The organism is Streptomyces sp. NPDC037242, assembly GCF_055604165.1.
Window position 1 is genome coordinate 54548 of sequence record NZ_JBVJUY010000021.1, and the last position, 25412, is coordinate 79959.

Annotated in this window: 16 protein-coding genes; 13 read left to right on the top strand and 3 right to left on the bottom strand. The window is 71.8% G+C overall.

Translation table 11 applies throughout. The annotated features are described in order from the left end of the window. Positions 1-99: 99 nt before the first annotated feature. The 7 genes from ACZ7GJ_RS24130 to ACZ7GJ_RS24160 all read left to right on the top strand — a co-directional run bounded on the left by ACZ7GJ_RS24130 (position 100) and on the right by ACZ7GJ_RS24160 (position 10580). The gene (locus tag ACZ7GJ_RS24130) at positions 100-1362 is read left to right on the top strand and encodes a DUF4192 domain-containing protein (protein ID WP_470754575.1); all 1263 of its coding nucleotides are present in this window, start codon (positions 100-102) and stop codon (positions 1360-1362) included. A gap of 251 nt (positions 1363-1613) precedes the next feature. Continuing rightward, positions 1614-3545 carry a glycogen debranching N-terminal domain-containing protein gene (locus ACZ7GJ_RS24135; RefSeq protein ID WP_470754679.1) on the top strand — a complete coding sequence of 644 codons (1932 nt, stop codon included), beginning with the start codon at positions 1614-1616 and terminating at the stop codon, positions 3543-3545. 234 nt (positions 3546-3779) lie between these two features. Next, positions 3780-4526 carry an NUDIX hydrolase gene (locus ACZ7GJ_RS24140; protein ID WP_470754577.1) on the top strand — a complete coding sequence of 249 codons (747 nt, stop codon included), beginning with the start codon at positions 3780-3782 and terminating at the stop codon, positions 4524-4526. Between the two features lie 107 nt (positions 4527-4633). Then, positions 4634-6400, top strand: coding sequence for an ATP-binding cassette domain-containing protein (locus tag ACZ7GJ_RS24145; protein WP_470754579.1), 1767 nt, complete (start codon positions 4634-4636; stop codon positions 6398-6400). A 137-nt stretch (positions 6401-6537) separates the two neighbouring features. Next, positions 6538-7479 (top strand): FadR/GntR family transcriptional regulator, encoded by a 942-nt coding sequence (locus ACZ7GJ_RS24150; RefSeq protein WP_470754581.1) that lies wholly within the window; start codon positions 6538-6540, stop codon positions 7477-7479. 447 nt (positions 7480-7926) lie between these two features. After that, positions 7927-9522 carry an RNA polymerase sigma factor gene (locus tag ACZ7GJ_RS24155; protein WP_470754583.1) on the top strand — a complete coding sequence of 532 codons (1596 nt, stop codon included), beginning with the start codon at positions 7927-7929 and terminating at the stop codon, positions 9520-9522. A 110-nt stretch (positions 9523-9632) separates the two neighbouring features. After that, positions 9633-10580, top strand: coding sequence for a S1 family peptidase (locus ACZ7GJ_RS24160; RefSeq protein WP_470754584.1), 948 nt, complete (start codon positions 9633-9635; stop codon positions 10578-10580). Between the two features lie 148 nt (positions 10581-10728). On the opposite strand, the gene ACZ7GJ_RS24165 is transcribed toward ACZ7GJ_RS24160, so the two are convergent. Next, positions 10729-10965, bottom strand: coding sequence for a DUF7455 domain-containing protein (locus ACZ7GJ_RS24165; RefSeq protein ID WP_385223581.1), 237 nt, complete (start codon positions 10963-10965; stop codon positions 10729-10731). 444 nt (positions 10966-11409) lie between these two features. On the opposite strand from ACZ7GJ_RS24165, the gene ACZ7GJ_RS24170 reads away from it, so the two are divergent. From ACZ7GJ_RS24170 to ACZ7GJ_RS24180, 3 genes are all read left to right on the top strand, one after another. Further along, a complete protein-coding gene (locus ACZ7GJ_RS24170; RefSeq protein ID WP_365919657.1) occupies positions 11410-13530 on the top strand; it encodes a DNA gyrase/topoisomerase IV subunit B in 2121 nt (706 codons plus the stop codon). Between the two features lie 140 nt (positions 13531-13670). Continuing rightward, the gene (locus ACZ7GJ_RS24175; protein ID WP_470754588.1) at positions 13671-14177 is read left to right on the top strand and encodes a DUF485 domain-containing protein; all 507 of its coding nucleotides are present in this window, start codon (positions 13671-13673) and stop codon (positions 14175-14177) included. Then, positions 14174-15766: a solute symporter family protein gene (locus tag ACZ7GJ_RS24180; protein WP_470754589.1), complete on the top strand. Its 1593-nt coding sequence runs from the start codon at positions 14174-14176 to the stop codon at positions 15764-15766. The genes ACZ7GJ_RS24175 and ACZ7GJ_RS24180 overlap by 4 nt, the downstream gene beginning before the upstream one ends. A gap of 36 nt (positions 15767-15802) precedes the next feature. On the opposite strand, the gene ACZ7GJ_RS24185 is transcribed toward ACZ7GJ_RS24180, so the two are convergent. Both ACZ7GJ_RS24185 and ACZ7GJ_RS24190 read right to left on the bottom strand, forming a co-directional pair. Continuing rightward, positions 15803-16501 (bottom strand): response regulator, encoded by a 699-nt coding sequence (locus ACZ7GJ_RS24185; protein WP_470754592.1) that lies wholly within the window; start codon positions 16499-16501, stop codon positions 15803-15805. Next, entirely contained in the window at positions 16498-18099 is a 1602-nt protein-coding gene (locus tag ACZ7GJ_RS24190; protein ID WP_470754596.1) for a sensor histidine kinase, read from the bottom strand. The genes ACZ7GJ_RS24185 and ACZ7GJ_RS24190 overlap by 4 nt, the downstream gene beginning before the upstream one ends. A gap of 239 nt (positions 18100-18338) precedes the next feature. Between ACZ7GJ_RS24190 and ACZ7GJ_RS24195 the strand changes: the two genes are divergently transcribed. The 3 genes from ACZ7GJ_RS24195 (at position 18339) to ACZ7GJ_RS24205 (ending at position 25399) form a co-directional block, all read left to right on the top strand. Next, positions 18339-22625 carry a discoidin domain-containing protein gene (locus tag ACZ7GJ_RS24195; RefSeq protein WP_470754600.1) on the top strand — a complete coding sequence of 1429 codons (4287 nt, stop codon included), beginning with the start codon at positions 18339-18341 and terminating at the stop codon, positions 22623-22625. Positions 22626-22750: 125 nt separating this feature from the next. Further along, the gene (locus ACZ7GJ_RS24200; protein WP_470754602.1) at positions 22751-23770 is read left to right on the top strand and encodes a LacI family DNA-binding transcriptional regulator; all 1020 of its coding nucleotides are present in this window, start codon (positions 22751-22753) and stop codon (positions 23768-23770) included. 228 nt (positions 23771-23998) lie between these two features. Further along, the gene (locus ACZ7GJ_RS24205; protein ID WP_470754605.1) at positions 23999-25399 is read left to right on the top strand and encodes an ABC transporter substrate-binding protein; all 1401 of its coding nucleotides are present in this window, start codon (positions 23999-24001) and stop codon (positions 25397-25399) included. The last annotated feature ends 13 nt before the right edge of the window (positions 25400-25412 follow it).

A 25412-nucleotide genomic window follows, 5' to 3' on the forward strand; every position in this document is an offset into this window, starting at 1 on the left:
GCCAATGGCACTCTGGCCCTGTGGATGTTGAATTTTGGACGGATTTGAGAGTTATCCACAGGGGTTTCCGGATCGGATCTTGCGCGGGACCGTCGGGGCATGACGAACAACCACGAGTCACGTATCCCGTCCGGACGGCCTGCCGTCAGCCCCTCCGGATCCACCGACGACCCCAGGATCACCCTGCGCAGCCCGGCCGAACTGGCCGACGCGCTGCCCTACATGCTCGGCTTCCACCCGACCGACTCCCTCGTCATGGTCGCCGTGCACGGCGAGGGCGGACGCTTCGGCGGCCGGCTCCGCGTGGGCATCCCGACCGCCCCCGCGGAGTGGGAGGACACTGCCCAGCAGGCCGCCGACTGCCTGATCCGCGGCAGCGAACGGCGAGGGGACAAGCCCGACGGCATCGTCGTCTACCTCTGCCAGGACCCGTACGGCGACGAGAGCGGGCAGCGGGTCATGACCCGGCTGCGCCCGCTCGCCCAGCGGGTCCGCCTGGCCTGCGGAGCCCTGGACGTGCCCGTACTGGAGGCGCTGTGCCTCTCCGGCGGGCGGTACTGGTCCTACTGCTGCCCCGACGAGCGCTGCTGCCCGGCCGAGGGCAGCGCGCTGGCCGCACCCGGAACCTCCGTCATGGCCGCCGCGGCCACCTACGCCGGACTACAGGTCAGGGGCTCGCTGCGGCAGATCGAGGGGCGTCTGACACCGATGGGCGGGCCGATGGCTGGGGAGATGGAACAGGCCCTGGACCGGGCGGCCGCCGCCCTGGTGCCGAAGATCCTCGACGGCGCCACCCGGGCGGAAGTGGGCGCCGAGACCGTCACGCTGGCCCGGGCCCTCATGCAGCGCATGACCCTCGCACCGCCCGTCGAGGGCGGACCCGGCGCCGACGACTGGGACGACGCACTGCTCGGCCACGACGAAGCGGCCTCGCTGATCCTCGGGCTCCAGGACCGCGAGATCCGGGACATCGCCGCCGAGTGGATGGAGGGCGAGGAGGCCGTGCCCGCCCTGCGCCTGTGGCGGGCCCTGGCCCGGCGCTGCGTCGGGGCCTACGGGGAACACGCGGCGGCCCCGCTCACCCTCGCGGGCTGGGTCTCCTGGTCCACCGGGGACGAGCCGACCGCCCGGATCGCGCTCGCCCTGGCGCTGCGGGCGGACTCCGAGTACCGGTTCGCCCAACTCCTCCACCACGCCTGCAACGAGGGCATCGACCCGGAAGGGCTGCGGCACTGCCTGCGCGAGGAGCGCCGACGCCGGGAGCCGCGGCGCAAGCGCCCGGGCGCCGGCACCCGCCCGCCCGGCCGCCGCACCCGCACGGCCCGCCGCGAGCCCCGCCGCACCGCGGGGAGCGACCAGTGAGCCGGCAGCGGCGCACCCCCGAGCGGCGGCTGCGTCGTGCGCTGGGTGCGGCACTGCACCACGGACTCCCACCCTGGCGGGCGCAGGGGCCGCCGGGGCCCGTGACCCGGGCGGGGGTGGGGGCGTTGCGCTGGGGGGCGGTGAGGGCCCGGCCGCGCCGCCGCCCAGCCGAACCGACCGGAGCGCAGACAAGGCGACAGATGTCCCACCCCGCACCCCCCGCCCGCGTACCTCCCTCCCGCAGGCCCGATCTGCCGCCCGTGCACGACGCGGTGATCTGCCTCGCCGCGCCCTGCCTGGCCGTCTCCCCGGAGCACGGCCAGCTCACCGGACGGGGGATCGAGGGGATCTACCGCTCCGGCCGTCGGCTGCTCTCCCGCTGCGTGCTGCGCGTCGGCGGCCGGGACCCGGTCGCCGTCCAGGGGCGCAGCCTGGGCGCCGACCGGGCCGCCTTCACCGCCACGGTGCGGACCGGAGCGGAGGCCGGTCCCGACCCCGACGTCGGTGTGGAGCGGGTCCGGCACGCGGACGGCACCGAGCGGATCACCTTGCGCAGCTTCACGGCCCGTGCGCTGCGGCTGCCCGTGGAGGTCTCGCTCGGCACCGACCTCGCGGAACTGGCCGAGGTGGCGGCCGGGCGCGTCGGACCGGAACTGCCGGCCGCGGTGCATGCCGCCGGGCTGCGCTGGAGCACCGGAGCGGCGCAGGCCGTCACCGCGGCCGAGCCGCCGCCGGACGATGCGCTCGCCTCGGCCGGGCTGCTGCGCTGGCAGCTCGACCTGGGGCCCGGCGAGTCCCGCACCATCGAGCTGCGGACCACTCCGGACCGCAGCGCCCGGGCCCCCGCAGGCCAGGTGGCCAACCCGCTGGCCGACGCCCGCGCCGAGGGCGACGACCCGAGGGCCGAGGCGTGGTTCAGGACCAGTGTCGAAGACCTCGGCGCGCTGCTGCTGCGGGACCCTCAGGACCCCGCCGACGCCTACGCGGCGGCTGGCGTGCCGTGGCGCCTCGGACTGGCCCCGGCGGAGTCGCTGTGGGCCGCCCGGATGGCGCTCCCGGTCGGCACCGGGCTCGCCGCGGCCACCCTGCGCACCCTGGCCCGGACCCAGAGCGGCGGGAAGGGGCCCGACGCGGGGAAGATCCCCGGGCCGCTGCGCGGGGCCGGACCGCAGCTGCCGCCGGGCTGCACCGGGACCGAGGCGACCCTGGCCTTCCCCGCGGTGCTCGCCGAAGCCCGCCGCTGGGGGATGCCCGAGGCGGAGGTGGACCGGCTGCTGCCGGCCGCCGAGCGGTGCCTGGGCTGGCTGCGGGGAGCCCTGGGCAGGGACGGGTTCCTCGCCGACCCCGATCCCGGGCCGCGTCGCTGCGAGACCCAGGCCCACGCCCACCGGGCCGCGCTGCTCGGCGCCGACCTGCTCGCCGGGTGCGGTCGGCCCGGAGCCGAGGAGTGGCGGGAGTGGGCGGCCGCGCTGCGGGAGCGGTTCCGGGCCGAGTTCTGGGTCGACGGCCTCGACGGCGGCCGGCCCGCGGCGGCCCTGCACCCCGACGGGCGTCCGCTGCCCCGGCTGACGGGGGCGGCCGCGCACCTGCTGGACACCGGGCTGCTGGGCGGAGGCCGGCTCGCACCCGGGCTGCTGGACCGGGTCCGTACCGAGCAGCTGGCGCGGTTGCTCGGGGGCCCCGCCATGGATTGCGGATGGGGGCTGCGGAGCATGGCGGCCCGGGAGCCCGGGCACAACCCGTTCGGCCACCGCTCGGGCGCGGTACGGGCGTACGAGAGCGCCGTGGCGGTGGCCGGACTGGCCCAGGCGGGCTTCGAGAAGGAGGCCGCCGGGCTGCTGCGCGGCCTGCTCGACGCGGCGGAGGCCTTCGGGTACCGGCTGCCGGAGATGTACGCGGCCGAGCAGCGCACCGCGGGCAGCGCCCCGTTGCCGCACCCGGCGGCCTGCCGCCCTGCGGCGGTCGCCGCAGCCGCGGGCATCCACGTGCTGAGCGCCCTCGCCGGAATCCGCCCCGACGCCCCGGCCGGAACCGTCGCCCTCGCCCCGATGCCGGGCGCTCCGCTGGGCGCACTGCGACTGTCGGGTCTGCGGGTCTCGGGGGAGCCCTTCGCGGTCCGGATCAGCCGGCTCGGCCTCGGCATGGTGGAGGAGGCGGCCGATGCGCTGCAACTGGGTGTCTAGCTTCTGCCCGGCCACTCCGGCCACTCCGGCCACTCCGGCCGGGCTCGCGGGGGCCGGCGGGCCGGCGCGGTCATCCGGGCCGATCGGACCGGCCCGGCCGGGCATCCGTGGGTCCCGACCGGCGCGGGGCCGACTCGGCGCTCTGATCGCCCGGGCGGGCCCCGGCTTGTGCACCGCGGCGTTCAGGATCACCAAAGCTCTGTTTATCGTCAGGCAGACGACTATGATCGCGGCATGTCGCCCTACGACCCGTCGGCCTTTCCGCCCTTCGCCGTCACTGTCGACCTGGTCGTGCTCACCGTGCGGCGCCACGCGCTCTGCGCGTTGGTCGTCCGCCGGGGTGAGCAGCCGTTCCAGGGCCGCTGGGCGCTGCCCGGAGGCTTCGTGCGCGGGGACGAGGACCTGTCGGCGGCCGCGGCCCGGGAGCTCTCCGAGGAGACCGGACTGTGCGCCCACGACCCCGCTGAACCCGGCGCGGGCAACGGAGCCCATCTCGAACAGCTCGCGACCTACGGCGACCCGAAGCGGGATCCGCGCATGCGCGTGGTCAGCGTGGCGCACCTGGTTCTGGCGCCCGACCTGCCCGCGCCCCGGGCCGGCGGCGACGCCAACAGCGCGCGCTGGGCCCCCGTCGACGAACTCCTGGCCACCGCCGACCCGGCATCCGCGGGACTCGCCTTCGACCACGAGCGGATCCTCGCCGACGGTGTGGAACGGGCCCGCTCGAAGATCGAGTACTCCTCCCTGGCCACTGCCTTCTGCCCGCCGGAGTTCACCGTCGGGGAGCTGCGCCGGGTCTACGAGGCCGTCTGGGGCGTCGCCCTCGACCCCCGCAACTTCCACCGCAAGGTCACCGGCACCCCGGGGTTCCTGGTGCCGGCCGGGGGGACGACGACCCGTCAGGGCGGTCGGCCCGCCCAGCTGTTCCGGGCCGGCGGTGCGACCCTGCTCAACCCGCCGATGCTGCGTCCGGAGGTCTGACCCTTCGACACCTCCTGTCGGCTCCCCGGAAAATCGGACATATCGCGTTATCTTGTTTGCGGTACTCACACTGCCGCAGAGCGGTCTCACACCCCGCGAGAGAAGCGATGCTCCAGGCCATCGGACTCACCAGTACACCCCGTCGAGACCTCCCGCCCCTCGTGGACGACCTCACCTTCGAGGCCCGCCCGGGGAGCGTGACCGCCCTGCTCGGTGAACCGGGCGCGGGCAAGACCACCGCACTGCGGCTCATGCTCGAACTGGAACCGGGCCGCGGCGTCACCTACTTCCGCGGCCGACCACTGCACCGGGTCCCGCATCCCGGCCGCGAGGTCGGTGTGCTGCTCGGCGACCTCCCCGGCAACCCGGCGCGGACCGTACGCAACCAGCTGCGGATGCTGTGCGCCGCCGCGGGGGTGCCGGCCTCGCGGGCCGACACCATGCTGGAGGTCGTCGGCCTGACGGGCCTGTGCGACCAGCGGCTCGGATCGCTGTCGCTCGGAATGGAACGCCGGGTCGGGCTCGCCACAGCACTCCTTGCCGACCCCTGCACGCTGCTCCTGGACGAGCCCGCGGCCGGGCTCTCCCCCCGGGAGCGCGGCTGGCTGCACGCACTGCTGCGCGGGCACGCCGCACTCGGCGGCGCGGTGCTCTTCACCACCGACGACGCGAAGGAGGCCGCGGGCAGCGCCGACCGGGTCGTCAGCATCGAGGCGGGCAGGCTCGTCGCCGACCAGGACGCCGCGGAGTTCGCCCGCACCCGGCTGCGGCCGCGGGTGGCCGTGCGCACCCCGCACGCCGCCCGGCTGGCCGACGTACTGGGCCGCGAGGCGCGCGCGGCACAGCGCCCGGTGGAGATCGTCGAGGAGAGCGGCAGCCGCCTGTCGGTGTACGGCAGCAACTGCGCGGAGGTCGGCGAGGCGGCCTTCCGGCACGGCGTCCTGGTCCACCAGCTCGCTGACGAGACCGGCGACGCCGGAACCCCGCCGACGCTCCCGCACGCCCGGGCCGAGGGTGACACCCGGGAGGTGCCCCGCGCCGCGGCCGACAGCGACGGCGGCCGCCACCGCTCCCGGCGGCCCGCGTCGGCCGTGCGCCGGGTCGGAGGCCCGCTCCGGCCGCTCCGCTACGAACTGCACCGCGTCTTCGGCACCGCCACGCCCGCCCTCACCGCCGCCCTCGTGGTCGCGGTCTCCGTCGTCGTCGCGCTCGTGCTCGCCCGAGCCGGGCAGACCCCGCAGAACCGGCTGCTCGCCGCCTGGCCGGAGCTGCTCCCGCTGCCGCCCGCCGCCCTCGGCGCCGGACTGCTCGGCGCGCTCGCCTTCGGTGAGGAGTACCGCTACCCCGCGCTCGCCGCCGACCGCGGCACCGTCCCGCGCCGGATGGGCCTGCTCACCGCCAAGCTGGCGGTCACCGCCGCCCTCGCCCTGCTGCTCGGCGCACTGGCCGTGGCCGCCGACGCCGCCGCCCTGAAGCTCGTCTTCGACAGCGGCCCGCTGCGCTCCCCAGCGGAGTGGGTGTCCCCGGCCGCGAGTTGGGCGGGGCTGCTCATCGGCTGCGCCTGGTCCGGCGTGCTGGCCTCCGGAGTCTTCCGCTCCGCGGCCGCGGGCCTGGCCGCGGTGCTGGCCGTACCGGTGGCGGTCGTACCGCTGGTGCGCAAGGTGATCGAGGGGCCGTCCGCGTACCCGATGACCGGGCTCGCGGCCCGGCTGCGCGGCATGGCCTGGGCGCAGTGGCCGCCGGAGGCCGACCGGCTGGTGCTCGGCGCTCTCCGGGTGATGGCCCAACCCGTCGGCACCGCATTGGTGTTGTCGCTGATGGTCCTGTTGTGCGCCTATGGGTTCACAGGACTGCGCAGCCGCGTTCGTTGGTGATCGTTCCGACGCTAGAGATGTCCGTAATGAGGCCGTTGGGGTTCGTGTCGGGTGAGCCGGACCGCAACTCCCCGTAAAAGGCCCGGTTACTTACGATAAGTCGTCAATTGTGTAGGTGGCACCGATCACCCTTTCGTGTGCTTTTCACCAAAGACCTCAAGGGTCATGGAGGCACGACCGACAAAGGATTCGTGAGTACCCTTGCGCACACCATGATGACCGCCGCCCGCCACGCCGAATCCGGCATCGCCGGCCCGGGCGAACTCGACCGCTACCCCTACGCGGAGGCCCCCGGGGCCGACCGTGTCGCGGTGCCCCACTGGGAGGGAGGCGACGTCGAGTTGAGCCGGGTCGGCCGCCGCGCCGCCGGCAGCCGCGGCCGCGGATTGCACGGCCAACTCGTCCAGCAGCTCGGCCAGATGATCGTCTCCGGCGACCTCGGTGCGGACCGCCCCCTGGTCCCCGAGGAGATCGGCCAGCGCTTCGAGGTCTCCCGCACGGTCGTTCGCGAATCGCTCCGGGTCCTGGAGGCCAAGGGCCTGGTCAGCGCCCGGCCCAACGTCGGCACCCGGGTCCGCCCGGTCGCGGACTGGAACCTGCTCGACCCCGACATCATCGAGTGGAGGGCCTTCGGCCCCCAGCGCGACGACCAGCGCCGCGAGCTCAACGAGCTCCGCTGGACCATCGAACCGCTGGCCGCCCGCCTGGCCGCCGGCCACGGCCGCCCGGACATCCAGCAGCGCCTCGCCGACATGGTCGAGATCATGGGCCACGCACTCGGCCAGGGCGACTCCATCACCTTCGCCCGCGCCGACAACGAGTTCCACGCGCTGCTCATCCAGGTCGCGGGCAACCGCATGCTGGAGCACCTCTCCGGCATCGTCTCCTCCGCCCTCCAGGTCTCCGGCAGCCCCATCACCGCCTGCGACCGCCCCAGCGAGACCTGCGTCGCGCACCACGCGCGCATGGTCGAGGCCCTCGCCGCCGGCGACGCGACGGGCGCCGAGGGCGCCATGCGCCAGCTTCTGACGGTGCATCCGGAGGTCGAGCGCGTGGTTCCGGCCCCGCGCGAGCACTGACGGGCGCACGCGCGGGGGCGCGGAGGTGCACCACCAGTCGCCGGGCCCGGTCGGGTCCGGCGACACCGGCGTCCGACGGGTGTCGCCCCTGGTCGGCGGCGCCGTCCGGCCCTCGCGGCCGGGCCTGTTCGGCCGTGTGGGACCCGTGCCGGAGCCACCCCGCACCGGCCTCGGAACCCACCCCGGACCCGCCGGTGTGACCGTATGACGGGCGTGGATGCGAAAGGGGTGTGACTCGGGCCACGAAGATTGGGCGTAACGCTCTGCGAGGTCACGCGATGACCTAAGAGGTGATGGCCGACGGAGGGAAGACAGCAGCCCTTGGGGGTGCTGTACAGCTCCCCGGCCCCTGCCCGCGCCCCCGGCCCATCCCCAGTCGGTGGTCGTCGGCTCCGGTCCAGCACCACCAGGCCCGGGGTCGGAAGCCGTTCCCATCGTTCCGAGAGGTTGTTCGTGTCGGCCAGCACATCCCGTACGCTCCCGCCGGAGATCGCCGAATCCGAGTCTGTGATGGCGCTCATCGAGCGGGGCAAGGCCGAGGGGCAGATCGCCGGCGATGACGTGCGTCGGGCCTTCGAGGCTGACCAGATTCCTGCGACCCAGTGGAAGAATGTTCTGCGCAGCCTCAACCAGATCCTCGAGGAAGAGGGTGTGACGCTGATGGTCAGTGCCGCGGAGTCGCCCAAGCGCACCACCCGCAAGAGCGTCGCAGCGAAGAGCCCCGCCAAGCGGACGGCCACCAAGACGGTGGCGGCGAAGACGGCGGCCGCGCCGCCCGTCGACATCGAGGCCCCCGCGGACACCACGGCCCCGGCGGCCGAGACGGTGGCCCCGGAGACCGCTGACGCGCTCGCGCAGGACCCCGGAACCGAGCCCGCCGCCAAGAAGACGGCAGCGAAGAAGACGGCGGCGAAGAAGGCCGCACCGGCGAAGAAGGCCGCGGCCAAGAAGACGGCGGCCAAGAAGACCGCCGCCAAGAAGGACGCGGACGAGGGCGACGAGGAGACCACGGAAGAGGGTCCCGACGCGGCGAAGGCCGAGGCCGACGAGGAAGAGGAGGGCGGGGAGAACAAGGGCTTCGTCATCTCCGACGACGAGGACGACGCCCCCGCCCAGCAGGTCGTCGTGGCCGGCGCCACCGCCGACCCCGTCAAGGACTACCTCAAGCAGATCGGCAAGGTCCCCCTCCTCAACGCCGAGCAGGAGGTCGAGCTCGCCAAGCGGATCGAGGCGGGCCTGTTCGCCGAGGACAAGCTGGCCAACTCCGACAAGCTCGCGCCCAAGCTCAAGCGCGAGCTGGAGATCATCGCCGAGGACGGCCGCCGCGCCAAGAACCACCTGCTGGAGGCCAACCTCCGCCTCGTGGTCTCCCTGGCCAAGCGCTACACCGGTCGCGGCATGCTCTTCCTGGACCTGATCCAGGAGGGCAACCTCGGCCTGATCCGTGCGGTGGAGAAGTTCGACTACACCAAGGGCTACAAGTTCTCCACGTACGCCACCTGGTGGATCCGCCAGGCGATCACCCGCGCCATGGCCGACCAGGCCCGCACCATCCGCATCCCGGTGCACATGGTCGAGGTCATCAACAAGCTGGCCCGGGTCCAGCGCCAGATGCTCCAGGACCTGGGCCGCGAGCCCACCCCGGAGGAGCTGGCCAAGGAACTCGACATGACCCCCGAGAAGGTCATCGAGGTCCAGAAGTACGGCCGCGAGCCGATCTCCCTGCACACCCCGCTCGGCGAGGACGGCGACAGCGAGTTCGGCGACCTGATCGAGGACTCCGAGGCGGTCGTCCCGGCCGACGCCGTGAGCTTCACGCTCCTGCAGGAGCAGCTGCACTCGGTGCTCGACACCCTGAGCGAGCGCGAGGCGGGCGTGGTCTCGATGCGCTTCGGCCTCACGGACGGCCAGCCCAAGACCCTCGACGAGATCGGCAAGGTCTACGGCGTCACGCGCGAGCGCATCCGCCAGATCGAGTCGAAGACGATGTCGAAGCTGCGCCACCCGTCCCGGTCCCAGGTGCTGCGCGACTACCTGGACTGACGGCGCCGGGTCGGGCCTGCGGTCATGTGCCGTGGCCGCGCGCGGGTGCGCGCGGCCGCCGGGCATCCCACTCTGGGTGGAGTCATGCACACTCGGAGTCAGGAGGCCCCATGCGTCGTCCCTTTGCCCATGTCCTGGCGGGCACGCTGACCCTGGTGGCGGGAGCGGCGGCGGCGCCGCTGGCCGGCGCGCCGCACGTGGCAGCGGACAGCGTGGTGATCGGCGGGAAGCCGGTGAAGGCGGCGGACAGTCCCTGGGTCGTGGCCCTCGCGAGCCGTGACCGGTTCGGGGGTACGCGGGGCGGGCAGTTCTGCGGGGGCGTCGTCGTGGCCCCGACCAAGGTGCTGACGGCGGCCCACTGCCTGGGGCGGCAGGTGCTGGGCGGACCCGTGGAGTCCGTCTCCGACTTCCGTGTGATCACCGGACGTACGGAGCTCAGGGCGGACGACGGCCGGGAGATCGCGGTGCGCTCGGCCCGGGTGAACCCGGCCTACGACTCCGTGAGCAATGCCGGGGACCTGGCCGTACTGGAGCTGGACGAACCCGTACCGGCGCACTTCGTGCTGCCCATGGCCGGGGTGGGGCATCCGGCGTACGAGGCGGGTACGGAGGCCGCCGTGTACGGCTGGGGCGACACGAGCGGATTCGGTGACTACGCGTACGCGCTGCGGGCCGCGCGGGTGACCGTACTGGCCGACGAGGTCTGCGGCCGGGCCTACCCGGGGGACGCCGACGGCCAGTACCGGGCGGAGTCCATGGTGTGCGCCGGGGACCGCGACGGCGGCAAGGACGCCTGCCAGGGTGACAGCGGCGGGCCGCTGGTGGCCCAGGGGCGGCTCATCGGGCTCGTGTCCTGGGGGCGCGGGTGCGGGCGCGCGGACAGCCCGGGGGTGTACACGCGGATCGCTCCGCTGGCCGGCTTCGTGACGGGCCCGGAGGCGGCTCCGCAGGGGCGTGGTGGTCCCGGTGCCCACTCAGCCCCCGGCAGCGCCCTACAGCCCGCACAGAAGCCCGTCAAGGCCCCATTCGCGGGAAACCGCCCGGCGCCGGGGCGCTGAGGCGGGCCGCTTCAGCGCGAGGCGGGCCGCTTCGGCGCCCGTACGCGTCCGGACATGAGGACGGGCGGCTCCCCTGGGTCTCAGGGGTGCCGCCCGTCGACCGGCCTGGCCGGTCCTGGCTCGTCGGATGCGAGGTGTAGGCCTTGTGTCAGCGGTCCTCGGTGTCGGCCGCATTCGCGGTCGGAGCGGACGTGAGCCGCTCGGTCTCATCCTGTATTTCCGCGGCGATCTTCTTGAGTTCCGGCTCGAACTTACGCCCGTGGTGGGCGCAGAAGAGCAGTTCACCGCCGCTCAGCAGGACGACGCGCAGATATGCCTGGGCGCCGCAACGGTCGCATCGGTCAGCGGCCGTCAGCGGGGTCGCGGGTGTCAGAACAGTAGTCACGTCGCCTCTTCTCTAGCTCGACGAGCTGTCGTACCAGGGTCAACATCCAACCAGGCCGAAAACGTTCCCGCTCGCGGCTTTTCCTCGAAACTTCCTTCCGAAGCTGGCCGGCTGCTGCCGGTTGGCGGCGAAGGAGCCGTATTGCGTTGCTTTACGGTTTCGCGTTGTCAGTCGTTCGCTTGTAGCAGTTCCGTCCTCCCCGGCTGAGTGCCGGTTGTTCATGAGGACGTGCCCGAACCCTAAATGGTTCATGCGCGGAAGGGAACGTGATGTTTGCTTCACTCCCACGGGGGATCGAACACCCGTGCGGGCCTGCACTAGGCTGATGAAGCACGAGGGTGGCGTTGCATCGGCTCTACCAGGCCTCGGTACCCTCTGACCGGCAACCGAGCCACCCCTGCGCCCGACCGGGCCAGAAAAGAAATTCAGCGAGGAGCGAACTGCGTGACCGCCGACACGTCCGTGCCTTCCAGCGCACTGCTGACCGGAGCAGACCGGGACGGCTCCAACTACACCGCGCGGCACCTGCTCGTCCTCGAAGGCCTCGAGGCCGTCCGCAAGCGCCCCGGCATGTATATCGGGTCCACCGACAGCCGTGGCCTCATGCACTGCCTCTGGGAGATCATCGACAATTCCGTCGACGAGGCCCTGGGCGGGTACTGCGACCACATCGAGGTGATCCTCCACGAGGACTCCTCCGTCGAGGTCCGGGACAACGGCCGCGGCATCCCCGTAGACGTCGAGCCCAAGACCGGCCTCTCCGGCGTCGAGGTCGTCATGACCAAGCTGCACGCCGGCGGAAAGTTCGGCGGCGGCTCGTACGCGGCCTCCGGCGGCCTGCACGGCGTCGGCGCCTCCGTGGTCAACGCCCTCTCCGCCCGCCTGGACGTCGAGGTCGACCGCAACAGCTCGGTCCACGCCATCAGCTTCCGCCGCGGCGTCCCGGGCATGTTCACCGAGCAGGGCGCGGAGAGCCCCTTCGACCCCGCCAACGGCCTGCGCAAGGTCAAGCGGATCGCCAAGGGCAAGACCGGCACCCGGATCCGCTACTGGGCCGACCGGCAGATCTTCCTGAAGGACGCCCGGCTCAACCTGGAGACGCTCTACCAGCGCGCCCGCCAGACCGCCTTCCTGGTCCCCGGCCTGACCCTGGTCGTGCGCGACGAGCGCGCCCTCGAGGGCGCCGGCAAGACCGAGGAGACCTTCCACTACGACGGGGGCATCGGCGAGTTCTGCGACTACCTCGCCCAGGACAAGGCCGTCTGCGACGTGCTGCGCCTGACCGGCACCGGCACCTTCAAGGAGACCGTCCCGGTCCTGGACGACCGCGGCCACATGACCCCCACCGAGGTCACCCGCGAGCTCGGCGTGGACATCGCCCTGCGCTGGGGCACGGGGTACGAGACCAACGTCAAGTCCTTCGTGAACATCATCGCCACCCCCAAGGGCGGCACCCACGTCTCCGGCTTCGAGCGATCGGTCGCCAAGACCGTGAACGAGGTGCTGCGCTCGGCGAAGCTGCTGCGCGTGGCCGAGGACGACGTGGTCAAGGACGATGCGATGGAGGGCATGACAGCGGTCGTCACCGTCCGCCTCGCCGAGCCCCAGTTCGAGGGCCAGACCAAGGAGGTCCTCGGCACCTCGGCGGCCACCCGGATCGTCGCGGCCGTCGTCGCCAAGGAACTCAAGGCCTTCCTGACCTCCACCAAGCGGGACGACAAGCAGCAGGCCCGCGCCGTGATGGAGAAGATCGTCGCGGCCGCCCGGACCCGGATCGCGGCCCGCCAGCACAAGGAGGCGCAGCGGCGCAAGACCGCGCTGGAGTCCTCCTCGCTGCCGGCCAAGCTGGCCGACTGCCGCAGTGACGACGTGGAGCGCAGCGAGCTCTTCATCGTCGAGGGGGACTCCGCCCTCGGCACCGCCAAGCTGGCGCGCAATTCGGAATTCCAGGCGCTCCTGCCGATCCGCGGCAAGATCCTCAATGTCCAGAAGTCGTCGGTCTCGGACATGCTCAAGAACGCCGAGTGCGGGGCGATCATCCAGGTCATAGGAGCCGGCTCGGGCCGGACCTTCGACATCGACGCCGCCCGGTACGGGAAGATCGTCCTGCTCGTCGACGCCGATGTGGACGGCGCGCACATCCGCTGCCTGCTGCTCACGCTCTTCCAGCGGTACATGAGGCCGATGGTCGAGGCGGGCCGGGTCTTCGCGGCGGTGCCGCCGCTGCACCGGATCGAGCTGGTCCAGCCGAAGAAGGGCCAGGACAAGTACGTCTACACGTACTCGGACAACGAGCTGCGCCAGACCCTGCTGGAGTACCAGCGCAAGAACATCCGGTACAAGGACTCGATCCAGCGCTACAAGGGCCTCGGCGAGATGGACGCGGACCAGTTGGCGGAGACCACCATGGACCCCCGCTTCCGGACCCTGCGGCGCATCAACATCGGCGACCTGGACTCCGCGGAGTCGGTCTTCGACCTGCTCATGGGCAATGAGGTGGCCCCGCGCAAGGAGTTCATCACCAGCTCGGCGGCGACCCTGGACCGCTCGCGCATCGACGCCTGAGCCGGACGCCCCGGCACACCGGCGCTCTTCACTCCATCACCTGAAGGAGTGAAGAGCGCCGGTACACCAGTCCGGAAAACGACCATTGAGCCCATCCTTGGGGGCACGCGGCCAATGCGGCGGCGGACAAGGAGAGTTCGGTGGACAAGCACGAAGGTCGTGATGCCGGAACGATCCGGCTCGACGACCCCTGGTACGACGCGCTGGCCGTCGGCTGGGGTGAGGTCGGGGGCGAGGAAACGTCCCCGCCGCGCCCGGACCCCGGAGCCCGGCCCGCGCCCGGGGCGTCCGACATCTACCTCGAAGTGCAGCGCAGCGCCGCCTTCCAGGAGGTCCGCAGCCGCTACCGAAGGTTCGTCGTCCCCGCCACCGCCGGCTTCTTCCTCTGGTACGTCGCCTACGTGGGCGCCGCCACCATGGCGCCCGGGATCATGACCCGGCCCGTCGTCGGCTCGATCAACGTGGCGCTGCTGGCGGGCCTCGGCCAGTTCCTCAGCACCTTCCTGCTGACCTGGGCGTACGCCCGGCACGCGCGGCTGCGCCGCGACCGGGCCGCCCTCGACCTGCGCTGGACGGTCTTCGAGCAGGAGCAGGTCCGCCGGGCGGATGCCGGGACGCGGGCGCGGAGCCGGGGGGACGGCCGGTGACCACCGAGCACCAGACCATGGCGCTGACCCTGTTCAGCGTCTTCGTCGCCGTCACCCTGGGCATCACCACCTGGGTCAGCCGCAACAGGCACGGCTCGGCTGAGGAGTTCTATGCGGGCGGGCGGCTGTTCTCCCCGCTGGAGAACGGTTTCGCCATCGCCGGCGACTACATGTCCGCCGCCTCCTTCCTCGGCATCTCCGGACTGATCGCGCTGTTCGGCTACGACGGCATGCTGTACTCGGTGGGCTTCCTCGTCGCGTGGCTGGTGGTGCTGCTCCTGGTGGCCGAACTGGTCCGCAATTGCGGGCGCTTCACCCTGGCCGACGTGGTCGCCGCCCGGATGAGCGAGCGGCCGGTGCGGATCGCCGCCGGAACCTCGTCGGTCGTCGTCTCCGTGCTGTACCTCGTCGCGCAGATGGTCGGTGCGGGCAGCCTGGTGGGTCTGCTGCTCGGCAATTCGAGCACCAGTGCCCGGACCCTGACCGTGGTCGGGGTCGGTGCGCTGATGGTGGTGTACGTGTCCTTCGGCGGGATGCGGGCCACCACGTGGATCCAGATCGTCAAGGCCGTCCTGCTCATGGGCGGGGCGATCACGCTGACGGTGCTCGTACTGCTCCGCTTCCACGGGAACTTCGACCAGTTGCTCGCCAGCGCCGCCGAGCGCAGCGGGCACGGGCAGCGGTTCCTGGGCCCCGGGCTCAAGTACGGCGGGGACTGGACGGCCCGGTTCGACTTCATGAGCCTCGGGCTCGCGCTGGTGCTCGGTACGGCAGGGCTGCCGCACATCCTGTCCCGCTTCTACACGGTGCCGACCGCGCGGGCGGCCCGCCGGTCGGTGGTGTGGGCGATCGCGCTGATCGGCGGCTTCTACCTGATGACCATCGTGCTCGGCTTCGGGGCCGCCGCGCTGCTCGGGCCGGACGAGGTCCGCAATTCCAACGCCTCGGGGAACACGGCGGTTCCGCTGCTGGCGGCGTATCTCGGCGGGGGCGCCGAATCCACCGGGGGCGCGGTGCTGTTCGCCTTCGTGGCCGCCATCGCCTTCGCCACCATCCTCGCGGTGGTCGCCGGGATCACGCTCGCCTCCTCGGCCTCGGTCGCGCACGACCTGTACGCCTCGCTCAAGCGCCGGCACGCCAAGCAGCGCAGCGAGGTGGCGGTGGCCAGGATGGCGGCCGTCGGCATCGGGGCCGTGGCCATCGCCCTCGGGCTGCTCGCCCAGGACCTGAACGTGGCGTTCCTGGTGGGGCTGGCCTTCGCGGTGGCGGCCTCGGCGAATCTGCCGGTGCTGGTGTACTCGCTGTTCTGGCGGGGCTTCACGACGCGGGGCGCCGTCTGGTCGGTGTACGGGGGGCTGGTGCCGGCGGTGCTGCTGGTGGTCCTCTCACCGGTGGTCTCCGGCAGTGCGGAATCCCTCTTCCCGGGCGTGGACTTCGCGTACTTCCCGCTCCAGAACCCGGGCCTGGTCTCGATCCCGCTGGGCTTCCTGGCGGGCTGGCTGGGCACGGTCACCTCGGCGGAGCCCGCCGACGAGGGCAAGTACGCCGAGACGGAGGTCCGCTCCCTGACCGGCGCCGGCGCCGTCTGACCCCGCCGGGGCCCCCGGGCCGGCTCCGGGAGGGATCTAGGAGGGGCACCAGGAGTAGAGGTGTTCTGGGCGGCCCGTTTCGCCGTAGCGGAGGGCCAGGGTGACGCGGCCGGTGCGTTCCAGCAGCTTCAGGTAGCGCTGGGCGGTCTGGCGGCTGATGCCCGCGCGCGTGGCGACCTGCTGGGTGGACAGCGGGCCCTCGGCGGAGCGCAGGACCTGGCGGACCAGTTCCGCGGTGGTGGGGGAGTGGCCCTTGGGGAGCTCGTTCGGGGTGCCGGCCGCGGCCAGGGCGCCGAAGATGCGGTCCACCTCGGCCTGTTCGGCCTCGCCGCCCGTCTCCAGGGTCCGGCGCAGCGCCCCGTAGGCCTCCAGCCTGGTCCGCAGGCCGGCGAAGGTGAAGGGCTTGACCAGGTACTGGAGGGCTCCGAGGCGCATGGCGGCCTGGACGGTGGCCAGGTCGCGGGCGGCCGTCACCATCATCACGTCGGTCCGGTGGCCGAGCTGGCGCAGCCGGCGTACGAGGTCGAGGCCGTTCTCGTCCGGCAGGTAGTGGTCCAGGAGGATCAGGTCCACCGGGTGGGCCGACAGGAACTCCAGGGCCTCGGTGGCCGAATGGGCCTGGCCCGACACGCGGAAACCGGGAACCTTCTCCACGTAGGCCGCGTTGATCCGGGCAACACGCATGTCGTCGTCGACGACCAATACGGTGAAAACCCTGCTCGCGGTCCCGTTCATCGCAGGGCCTCCGGGAGTACGACGGAGAACTCCGCCCCTCCGTCCGCTGCCTCACCGGCCACGGCCGTGCCGCCCTGCCGCTCCGCGAGGCGGCGTACGAGCGCGAGACCCAGCCCGCGCTCGCGCAGGGCCCGGGGCTGCTTGGTCGACCAACCCTCGGTGAAGATCTCCTCGCGCCGGTCCGGCGGGATGCCCGGCCCGCTGTCCCGGACCCGCAGTACCGCCGCCCGGCCCTCGGTGCGCAGGTCCACCTCCACCAGGGGCGTCGCCGAGCCCACCGCGGCGTCCAGGGCGTTGTCGACCAGGTTGCCGACGATGGTGACCAGGCCGCCGGGGTCGACCAGGCGGTCGGGGAGGTGCGCGGCGTGGGCCAGCCGCAGCGGGACGCCGCGCTCCGCCGCGACGGTCGCCTTGCCGACCAGCAGGGCGGCCAGCAGCGGGTCGTGGATCTTCTCGGTGACCTGTTCGGCGGTGCTGCGGTGCACTCCGACGACCTCGGTCACGAACTCGACGGCTTCCTCGTGCAGGCCGAGCTCCAGGAGGCCGAGGAGGGTGTGGAGGCGGTTGGCATGCTCGTGGTCCTGTGCGCGCAGGGCGTCGATCAGGCCCTTGGTGGAGTCGAGCTCGCGGCTCAGGTGCTCCAGTTCCGTGCGGTCGCGCAGGGTGGCCACGGCCCCGCCGTCCTCGGTCGGCATCCGGTTGGCGACCAGGACCCGTGGGCCCTGCACGGTGAGCAGGTCGCGGCCGCTGACCCGGCCGGCCAGTACGTCGGTGGTGCGTCCGGCGCCGAGTACGTCGTCCAGCGCACGCCCCGCGACGGCCTCGGCGTGGTCGGGCGAGAGGCCGAGCAGGCGGGCGGCCTCGTCGTTGACCAGGCGGATCCGGCCGTCCGGGTCGAGGGCGATCACGCCCTCGCGGATGGAGTGGAGCATCGCCTCGCGCTCGGCCAGCAGCCCGGCGATGTCCGAGAAGGCCAGGTCGCGGGTTTGCCGCTGGATCCGCCGGGCCAGCAGGACGGCGGCCAGCGCGCCTGCCGCCAGGGCGCCGCCCGCGTACGCGAGCAGGCCGGGGATGGCGCCGAGCAGCCGGTCGCGGACGCTGTCGTAGGCGATGCCGACCGAGACCGCGCCGATGATCTCGCCGTCGGCGGAGAGCAGTGGGACCTTGCCGCGCGCGGAGCGGCCCAGGGTGCCCTCGTCGATCTCCATCACCTCGCGGCCCGCCAGAGCGTCGCTCGGGTCGGTGGAGACGGGCAGTCCGATCCGGTCGGAGCTGGGGTGGGAGCGGCGGATGCCGTCCAGGTCGAGGACGACCACGTACTCGGCTCCGGTCGCCCGCCGGATCCGCTCGGCGCCGGCCTGCACCGGGCCGTCCGCGGCGGGTCCGGAGCGCAGGAGGCCGGACGCCAGCTCCGGGTCGGCCGCGGCGCTCTGGGCGATGGCCAGAGCACGCCGCATGGCCTGGTCGTCGAGCTGTGCACTCAGGGGGGCCAGGAAGAGCCCGGTGGCCAGCAGCAGCACTCCGGCGGCGATGGCGAGCTGGGTGAGCAGAATCTGGGAGACGGCCCGTCTGGGCAGCCCGAGGCGCCGAGCGCTCATGTGGAGGAACCGCAGGGACCGCATGTGTACGAACGGTAGGGCGGTTCGGGCGTAATCGGAATTTCCAGCGTGTACGCAAATGGCTTGCGTGATTTGCGCCCAGCTTGCGCAAGTGATGAGGGCATAAAAATGCGGTCCGGAAGGTAGACGACCCGGCAAACCTCTGCAACTCTCGCACCGCACAACGCAAATTCCTGTCTCACCTGGCTCAGAAAGTTCATGTCGAGGGACGAGGACATATGAGAAGGCACAACCGGAGACGGCGGGCCCTGGCCGTCCTGATCAGCGCAGCCCTGTTGATGCTGGGCTGGCCCGCTCTGCACGCCGCGGCCGCCGGCGGACCGAGCGTCGCGGCGGGCAGGCCCGCCACCGCGAGCAGCACCAACGGCGCCTACGCGGCCGCCAACGCCACCGACGGCAACCAGTCCACGTACTGGGAGAGCGCCGGCAGCACCTTCCCGCAGTGGGTGCAGACCGACCTCGGCGCCACCACCCGCGTCGACCAGGTGGTGCTCAAGCTGCCCGCCGCCTGGGAGAGCCGCAGCCAGACGCTGTCCGTCCAGGGCAGCGCCGACGGCACCAGCTACAGCACCCTGGTGAACTCGGCGACGTACGCCTTCGGCCAGGGCGGCGGAAACGTCGTCCCGATCGCCTTCCCGGCCTCACAGACCCGGTACGTCCGGATCAACATCACCGCCAACACCGGCTGGCAGGCCGCCCAGCTCTCCGAGCTGGAGGTCCACGCCGCCGGCGAGTCCTCGACGAACCTGGCGCTCGGCAAGACCCTGACCGCGAGCAGCAGCACCCAGGTCTACGTCCCGGCCAACGCCAACGACGGCAGCACGGCCAGCTACTGGGAGAGCGTGAACAACGCCATGCCCCAGTGGCTCCAGGCGGACCTCGGCTCCTCCGTCCGCGTGACCCGGGTGGTCCTGCGGCTGCCCGACAACTGGGGCGCCCGCACCCAGACCCTGAAGATCCAGGGCAGTGCCAACGGCACGGACTACACCGACCTGACCGCGTCCAGGACGTACGAGTTCAACGCCGCCGGGGCGAACGCGGTGACCATCGCCTTCGACGCCGCGACCACCCGCCACCTCCGCGTCTGGATATCCGCGAACTCCGTGCAGCCCGGGGGCCAGCTCTCCGAGCTGGAGATCTACGGCCCGCAGACGGGGGACACCCAGGCACCGACGGCCCCGGCCCAGCTCGCGTACACCGAGCCGGCCACCGGCCGGATCAAGCTCACCTGGCAGGCCTCCACCGACGACACCGGGGTCACGGGCTACGACGTCTACGCCGACGACCAGCTGCGCACGAGCGTCGCCGGCAACGCCACCACCTACACCGACACCCAGCCCGCCGGCGCGAGCGTGACCTACTACGTCCGCGCCAGGGACGCGGCCGGCAACCAGTCGCCGAACAGCAACAGCGTGACCCGCGCCGGCGACACCGGTGACACCCAGGCCCCGACCGTCCCGGGCTCCCTGACCCTCACCGAGCCAGCGGCCGGCCAGGTCAAGCTCGCCTGGCAGGCCTCCACCGACAACGTCGGCGTCACCGGCTACGAGGTGTACGCCAACAACGTGCTGCGCACCACGGTCGCGGGCAACGCCACCACGTACACGGACAGCCAGCCCGCGAGCGCGACCGTGACCTACTTCGTGCGGGCCAAGGACGCGGCCGGCAACCGCTCCGGCGACAGCAACTCCGCGACCCGCAACGGCAGCGGGGGCGGCGGCTCCAACCTGGCCGTCGGCAAGCCCGTCACCGGCTCCTCCGTGATCCACACCTTCGTCGCGGAGAATGCCAACGACAACAGCACCGCCACCTACTGGGAGGGAGCGGCCGGCGCCTACCCGAGCACGCTGACCGTCAGGCTCGGCGCCAACGCGGACGTCGACCGCCTCGTGCTGAAGCTCAACCCGGACAGCAGCTGGGGCGCGCGTACCCAGAAAATCGAGGTCCTCGGCAGGGAGCAGAGCGCCCCGGGGGCCACCGGCCTCGTCGCGGCGAAGGACTATGCCTTCGACCCGGCATCCGGCAACACCGTCACCATCCCGCTGACCGCCCGCGTCGCGGACGTCCAGCTGCGCTTCACCTCCAACACCGGCTCCTCCAACGGCCAGATCGCGGAGTTCCAGGTCATCGGCGTCCCGGCGCCCAATCCCGACCTGGAGATCACCGGACTGGGCGCGAGCCCGGCCGCCCCGGTCGAGTCGGACTCCGTCACCCTGTCCGCCACCGTCAAGAACAGCGGGCCGGCCCCGGCCGCCGCAACCGCGGTCGCCTTCCGGCTCGGGGGCGCGAAGGCCGCCTCGGCCGCCGTCCCGGCCCTGGCCGCGGGGGCCACGGTCACCGTCACCGCCGGCATCGGGCAGCGCGACGCGGGTTCGTACCCGCTCGACGCCATCGTCGACGAGGCGAACGCGGTCATCGAGCAGAACGACACCAACAACACCTTCACCGGCTCCCCGCTGGTGGTCAGGCCGGTCGACAGCTCGGACCTGGTCGCCTCGGCCGTCACCTGGTCGCCCGGCGCCCCCTCCGCGGGCCAGTCGGTGGACTTCGCAGTCACCGTCAGGAACCAGGGCACCGTGGCGGCCGCCTCCGGTACGCACAACGTCACCCTCACCCTGCAGGACGCCGGCGGCGCCATCGTGCGTACGCTGGCCGGATCCTTCGGCGGAGCCCTCGCGGCCGGTGCCTCCACGGCCCCGATCGCCCTCGGCAACTGGACGGCCGCCAACGGCAAGTACACCGTCAAGGTGGTCCTCGCCGACGACGCCAACGAACTGCCGGTCAAGCGCGGCAACAACACCTCCACCAAGCCCTTCTTCGTGGGCCGCGGGGCGAACATGCCCTTCGACATGTACGAGGCGGAGGACGGGGTCGTCGGCGGCGGGGCCAGTGTGGTCGGGCCCAACCGCACGATCGGCGACATCGCGGGCGAGGCCTCCGGGCGCAGGGCTGTGAACCTGGACGCGACCGGCGAGTACGTCGAGTTCACCACCAGGGCAGCCACCAACACCCTGGTCACCCGGTTCTCCATCCCGGACGCCCCGGGCGGCGGCGGCATCGACTCCACCATCAACGTCTACGTCAACGGCACCCTCAGGAAGGCCCTGCCGCTGACCTCCAAGTACGCCTGGCTGTACGGGGCCGAGGCCTCGCCCGGCAACGCGCCGAGCGCGGGCGCCCCGCGCCACATCTACGACGAGGCGAACATCCTGCTGGGCGAGACGGTCCCGCAGGGCAGCAGGATCCGCCTCCAGAAGGACGCGTCCAACACCTCCACCTACGCCATCGACTTCGTGAGCCTGGAGCAGGCCTCGGCGGCGCCCAACCCCGACCCGGCGACCTACACCGAGCCGGCCGGCTTCACCCACCAGGACGTGCAGAACGCCCTGGACAAGGTCCGGATGGACACCACCGGCAAGCTCGTCGGCGTCTACCTGCCGCCGGGCGAGTACCAGACGGCCGCCAAGTTCCAGGTGTACGGCAAGTCCGTGCAGGTCGTCGGCGCCGGACCGTGGTTCACCCGCTTCCACGCCCCGGCCTCCCAGGACAACACCGACATCGGCTGGCGCGCGGAGGGCACCGCCAAGGGCTCGTCCTTCGCGGGCTTCGCCTACTTCGGCAACTACACGTCGAGGATCGACGGACCGGGCAAGGTCTTCGACTTCTCCAACGTCACCGACATCACCATCGACAACATCTGGGACGAGCACACGGTGTGCCTGTACTGGGGCGCCAACACCGACCGGATCACCATCAAGAACTCGCGGATCCGCGACACGTTCGCCGACGGCATCAACATGACCAACGGCAGCACGGACAACCTCGTGGCCAACAACGAGGCGCGGTCCACGGGCGACGACAGCTTCGCGCTCTTCTCCGCGATCGACGCGGGCGGCGCGGACATGAAGAACAACGTCTACGAGAACCTGACCGCGATCCTGACCTGGCGCGCGGCCGGGGTCGCCGTGTACGGCGGCTTCGACAACACCTTCCGCAACGTCTACATCGCCGACACCCTCGTCTATTCGGGCATCACCATCAGCTCGCTGGACTTCGGGTATCCGATGAACGGCTTCGGGACGGAGCCGACGACTTTCGAGAACATCTCGATCGTCCGCTCCGGCGGCCACTTCTGGGGAGCACAGACCTTCCCCGGAATCTGGATCTTCTCGGCGTCGAAGGTGTTCCAGGGAATCCGGATCAACAACGTCGACATCATCGACCCGACGTACAGCGGAATCATGTTCCAGACGCAGTACGTGGGCGGTCAGCCGGTCAATCCCATCAAGGACACCATCCTGAAGGACATCACCATCACCGGGGCGAAGAAGAGCGGTGACGCCTACGACGCCAAGTCCGGCTTCGGCCTCTGGGCCAACGAGATGCCCGAGGCGGGGCAGGGTCCGGCGGTCGGTGAGGTCACCATCCACAACCTCAAGTTGAGCGACAACGCGGTGGACGTGCGGAACACGACCACCACCTTCAAGATCAACCAACTGCCCTAGCGGACAGGCGTCACAGGTGCCGCCCGGGGTCTTCCCGGGCGGCACCCGCATGACCGAGACTTCACCTCAAACTGGCTGTAATCGATCTGCAAGGAATTTGCATTCCTTGCGCTACTCTTGCGCCCATGACGCGACGACTTGCTCAGGTAGCGAAGAAGGTGGGGGTCAGCGAGGCAACGGTCAGCCGGGTGCTCAACGGCAAGCCGGGCGTCTCGGAAGCGACCCGCCAGTCCGTGCTCACCGCCCTGGACGTCCTCGGCTACGAGCGCCCCACCCAGCTGCGGGGCGAGCGCGCCCGGCTGGTCGGCCTGGTCCTCCCGGAGCTCCAGAACCCCATCTTCCCGGCCTTCGCCGAGGTCATCGGCGGTGCGTTGGCTCAGCAGGGGCTGACCCCGGTCCTCTGCACGCAGACCACCGGCGGAGTCTCCGAGGCCGACTACGTCGAACTCCTGCTCCAGCAGCAGGTGTCGGGCGTCGTCTTCGCCGGGGGCCTCTTCGCCCAGGCCGACGCCCCGCACGAGCACTACCGGCTGCTGTCCGACCGCAAGGTCCCGGTGGTGCTGATCAACGCCTCCATAGAGGACCTCGGCTTCCCGTGCGTGTCCTGCGACGACGCCGTGGCCGTCGAGCAGGCCTGGCGCCACCTCGCCTCCCTCGGCCACGAGCGCATCGGCCTGGTGCTCGGCCCGCCCGACCACATCCCCTCCCTGCGCAAGCTGGTCGCCGCCCAGACCGTCGCCGCCGCGGCCGGTTCCGAGCTGCCCGCCGAGCACGTGGAGCGCGCCCTGTTCTCCCTGGAGGGCGGGCACGCGGCCGCCTCCAGGCTGCTCGACCGCGGGGTGACCGGCATCATCTGCGCCAGCGATCCGCTGGCCCTGGGAGCCGTACGGGCGGCCCGCCGCCGGGGGCTGGGCGTACCCCGGGACATCTCTGTCGTGGGCTACGACGACTCGGCTTTCATGAACTGCACCGAGCCCCCGCTGACCACCGTCAGACAGCCCATCGAGGCCATGGGCCGGGCGGCCGTGGAACTGCTCACCGCGCAGATCCAGGGCGCCGCCGTGCAGCCCGGCGAGCTGCTCTTCGAGCCCGAGCTGGTGGTCCGCGGCTCGACCGCGCAGGCCCCGCGCAACCCGACCGCGTAGCGGCACCGGGGCTGCGCACCCCGGACGACAGGGCTCCGGAAACGTCCGACGGACGTTTCCGGAGCCCTGTTTTGCGTTCTGCGTCCCACCTGTCCGGCGTCTGACTGTCAAAGTCTTCCGAAATCTGCGCGAGATATTGCGTTCATCTGTGGGTGGTGGTTGAGTGTGCCGCGCTCGCCCCTGCACCTGACTCCACGCCTCCTGCTCGATGCTCGAAGGGGACCACCGATGAGAACCGACATCCGCCGTGCCACCGCGGCCGCCCTCGTCTCCGCGCTCGCCGTCACGGCCCTCGCGGCCTGCGGTACGAGCAGCAGCGGCGCCGCCAAGAAGGAGCAGCCGGCCGGCGGTTCCACCGACGCCTCCGCCCCGCTCGACCCGAAGACCAAGGTCACGATCTCCATCGACTGCATGCCGCCGGCGGCGAAGGCGGCCGAGCTCAAGCAGTGGAAGGAGGACGTCGCGGAGTTCAACAAGACCTACCCGAACGTGACGATCGACGGCCGCTCCACCCCCGGCCAGTGCCTGGAGCCCCCGCGCTTCACCGCGATGCTCAAGGCCAAGTCCCAGCCGGACGTCTTCTACGCCTACTTCACCGACTTGCAGCAGGTGCTGGACAACGACGGGGCCGAGGACATTTCCGCGTACGCCACCGCCAAGTCGGTCCCGGCGTTCGACGACATCGACAAGAACGTCCTGAACGTCCTCAAGCGGGACGGCAAGCTCTACGGCCTGCCCACCAGCAACTACACGATGGGCCTGCTCATCAACCGCAAGCTCTTCCAGCAGGCCGGCCTGAACCCGGACACCCCGCCGCGCACCTGGGACGAGGTCCGCGCGGCCGCCAAGAAGATCGCGGCCCTGGGCAACGGCACCGCGGGCTACGGCGAGTACAGCGTCGAGAACACCGGCGGCTGGCACTACACGGCGGCCATGTACGGCCTGGGCGGCGACGTGGTCGGCGCCGACGGCAAGGCCGCCTTCAACAACGCCACGGGCAGGCAGATCGTCGACAACCTCCACGCCATGCGCTGGGAGGACGACAGCATGGGCAAGACCCAACTGCTCAAGTGGGGTGACCTGCAGAAGCAGATGGCCTCCGACAAGCTCGGCATGTTCCTCGCAGCCCCCGACGACATCACGTACATGGTCCAGCAGCTCGGTGCCAAGTACGAGAACTTCGGCATGGGCCCCATGCCCGGCGGCGCGGCCACCCTGGCCGGCGGCAACGGCTACGTGATCAAGAAGGGCAGCTCGCCCGACAAGATCAAGGCGGCCGTCGCCTGGCTGAACTTCAAGACCCTCGCGGTCGGCAAGGGCCAGTTCCAGTACGACCGCAGCAAGGCCGACGGCCTGCCGGTCGGCCTTCCCCAGCCCGCCTTCTTCACCGGGGCGAGCAAGGCCCAGGACGACGAGCTGAAGGCGGCGAGCGCCACGATGCCGGTGGCCAACTTCAAGTCCTTCCTGGACAACCCGGTCGCGGGCAAGGCGGAGCCGGCCAAGGCCCAGGAGGTCTACAAGGTCCTCGACAAGGTGATGTCGGGTGTCCTGACCAACAAGGACGCCGACCCGGCTCAGCTCCTCGCCGAAGCGGAGAAGGCGGTCAACCAGGTGCTGGCCAACCAGTAGCGGCCCCTGGCCG